Raw genomic sequence first — 3,301 nt, 5'->3', positions numbered from 1 at the left:
GGCAGAACGCTGCTCTCGTTGAAGAGGCCGCGGCGGCGCAATCGCTCCAGGAACAAGTGGCCCGGCTCAACCAGATGGCCTCGGTGTTCACGGTTCCCATGTGACCCGGGACGAAAGACGATCCAACCTGAAGGGTTCAATCCAGGTTTAGCGAGGCGAAGCGGCCTGATTTGCGTGGCTATGGGATTCGTCAAACAGGGGCAAGGTCAATCGGATGGCGCCTGCGAGCTTTTTTGTGTTCTGAAATAATGGGCTTCGCTCACGACCGCGGCGGGCTACGCTCATGCAAACACGATCTGGTGCCTCAGCCGACAGCGAATCCGCCGGCTACTGGCGCGAACACGAAATGCTGCTATTGCAGCAGGTGATGGCGCTTGTCGGCAAAAGCCTGTCCCCCGCGCCTGCGCTGCGCGAGATGCTGCATCTGATGTCCGAACTGCTCGGCCTGAACCGGGGCCGCATCGTGCTCGCGGACGAAACGCGTCGCAGCGGGCGCATCCGGTACGCGTACGGACTCACCGCCGAGGAAATTGGCCGGGGTGTGTATGCGTACGGTGAAGGCATCACCGGGCGAGCGCTGCAGCACGGACAACTGACGATCATCCAGAACATCGACCGCGAGCCGGATTTCCTGGCACGGGCGGTTGAGCGCTCACGGTTGCCGGACGGCCCGGTCGCGTTCATTGCGCTGCCAATCGTCGTCGAACGGAGGGCGGTCGGCGTTCTTGCGTGTCACCGCATTCGCGACCGCTCGCGTACGCTGGCCGACGACATCACGGTGCTGCGCATTCTCGCGACACTGGCGGGGCAGTTGCTGCAGCTGGAAGCCGGCCTCGAGGAAAAAACCCGTGCGCTCGAAGAGCAGAACGTAGTGCTCGCGCGCGCCCTCGAATCGGCGGCCGCCCGCTATGGAATCGTCGGCACCGCGCCGCCTTTGCTGCGCGCGATCTCGGAACTGGAGCGCGTATCGGATTCCGCCGCGAGCGTGCTGTTGCTCGGCGACTCAGGTACTGGCAAGGAGTTGTTTGCACGGGCCTTGCATCTGGCGAGTTCGCGGCGCGACCGTGCTTTCATCAAGATCAACTGCGCGGCGATACCGGATACGCTGTTCGAGTCCGAGCTGTTCGGGTACGAACGCGGCGCGTTCACGGGCGCGAACAGCATGCGCGCGGGCTGGTTCGAGCAGGCCAGCAAAGGGACGCTGTTTCTCGACGAGATCGGCGAGCTGCCGCTGACGATGCAGACAAAGCTGCTGCGCACGCTTCAGGAAGGGACCATCACGCGCCTCGGTGGCAAGGCGGAAATCCGGGTCGACGTGCGGCTCGTTGCGGCCACCAATCGCGATTTGCGACGCGGTGTGGCGCACGGCACCTTCCGCCAGGACCTGTACTACCGGCTCAATGTGATTCCGATCCACCTGCCGTCGCTCGCTGAACGCCGCCAGGACATTCGCGTTCTCGCGCTGCATTTTATTAGTCATACGAATCAACTCAACCAGCGCAACGTCAATCTCACGGCGGCCGCGCTGGATCGACTCGAAGCGTATCCGTGGCCTGGCAATATCCGCGAGCTGACCAACTTCATCGAACGGATCGTGTTGCTCGCGGAGAAGCCGCTGCTCGATGCAGTCGATATAGACCGGCTGCTGCCTTCAGACGCGGCGGATGAGCCGGCTGTTGCGCCCGCGTTGGCCCAGCCGGCGGCCGCCGACCGCCGGCTGGGCGGGGCGCAGGACGTTTTATCACATGCTCCCGTGACCCACACTGCACCATTGCCGATGCGGCCCTACCGGCGGGTCGGTTCGCATCCGGCGCAGGCGCTTGTCGACGCGCTCGACCAGTGCGGGGGAAACAAATCGCGCGCGGCGCAACAGTTGGGCATGACAGCGCGCCAGTTCAGCTATCGCTGGCAAAAGCTTGGCCTGCCGAATGCCTGACCGCCAGGCCGATCGCGCGTCGCAGAGCGAACAATGTCGACAATGGCGACATTGTCGGTTCGCTGCCTGATTGAGAATGCGTCGCGCCGAACCGGGCCGGCGTTTGTTGTCCGGCCGAAAGCCCGCCAGGAAAGCGGTTCGGCGATATGCAGTCAAACTGGCACGCCTGTTGCAGTGAGTGATGTGCCGGCGCCGCTCGACCATCGATGCGACGCCCGCGCTTTCACCATCCACGCACCAGGAGCGTCACTTGAACACTGTCACCGATCATCCCACGACCATTTCCACTTATCTGCGGCCGATCGACCGCGATGGGCTGATGGCCTTTGCCGAAAAGGGGCGCAATAACCCGGGGTCGCGCGGCAAGAACAACGTGCACACGGTCATGCAAGGTCAGTACCGCTCGTTGAGTTATGTCGGCAACCATACGCCCGTCGTCGTCGATGAACCGCAGCATCTGTTCGGCGAAGACACGGCGCCAGCGCCGGGCGAGATCGTGCTGTCCGGTCTCGGCGGCTGCCTCGCAGTCGGCATCACGGCAGTCGCGACGTGGAAGCAGATCAAGCTGTCGAAGCTCGAAGTGTTCCTCGAGGCGGATATCGGCAATCCGGGTGCATGGGGCGCAGGCGGCGCCGAGATGGAATCTGCGCAAATGGGTTTCCAGGCAATCCGCGTGAAGATCGTGATCGAAGGCGATGCGACGCGCAAGGAGCTTGATGAGATCGTCCGTCATGCTAACTACTTCTCGCCGGTTGCGAACTCAATGCGCAATCCGATTCCCATGACTGTCGCGCTCGCCGACTGAAGCGCCGTTTCGCTCGTCCGTGCCGCGCGTAGCGGCCGCCCCGGTACCCGAAGGAAAACCAACATGGAACACGCATTGGTAGCAGAGGCGTCCAGCGTCGACACCTGGTGTGACGAAGCGGTGCTGGCGCGCGTGGCCGCGATCGCTCGCGGTCCGCTCGCGGCAGCCGCGCCACGGATCGACGGCGAAGGGGTCTACCCGCTCGACATCATGGGAGAACTGGGCGCGGCCGGCGCGCTCGGCGTTCACCTCGACCGGTACGGCGCACGCTTCGGACTGTCGCTCGCCGCGATGCAGGAAGCGAGCCGCGCGTGTGGCTCGACGGGCTTCCTGATGTGGGCCCACGATGTCTGCGGGTTGTACATGGAGCAATCCGGCAACCCGTCTCTAGGTGGCGCGCGGCTCGACGCGCATGCCCGCGGCCAGACGTTCGGCGGCACCGCGCTGTCGAATCCGATGAAAGCGTTCTCAGGGATCGAGCCGATGATGTTCCGCGCCACGCCTACGCCAGGCGGCTATCTGATTAACGGCACGCTACCGTGGGTCAGTCATATCGGCCT

At 64.0% G+C, this 3,301-nt stretch carries 3 protein-coding genes; all 3 read left to right on the top strand.

The window, feature by feature from the left end; genetic code table 11:
* The first annotated feature begins 283 nt into the window (after nucleotides 1–283).
* Nucleotides 284–1,936, top strand: coding sequence for a sigma-54 interaction domain-containing protein (locus VGH68_RS18500; protein ID WP_331605122.1), 1,653 nt, complete (start codon nucleotides 284–286; stop codon nucleotides 1,934–1,936).
* Nucleotides 1,937–2,255: 319 nt separating this feature from the next.
* Entirely contained in the window at nucleotides 2,256–2,741 is a 486-nt protein-coding gene (locus VGH68_RS18495; RefSeq protein WP_331605123.1) for an OsmC family protein, read from the top strand.
* A 63-nt stretch (nucleotides 2,742–2,804) separates the two neighbouring features.
* A partial coding sequence (locus VGH68_RS18490) for an acyl-CoA dehydrogenase family protein (protein WP_331605121.1) occupies nucleotides 2,805–3,301 on the top strand: 497 nt, incomplete at its 3' end.

The sequence above is a fragment of the Paraburkholderia sp. genome (genome assembly GCF_036488505.1).
In the GTDB taxonomy this organism is placed as follows: Bacteria; Pseudomonadota; Gammaproteobacteria; order Burkholderiales; family Burkholderiaceae; genus Paraburkholderia.
This window is presented reverse-complemented; position numbering and strand designations above follow the sequence as displayed.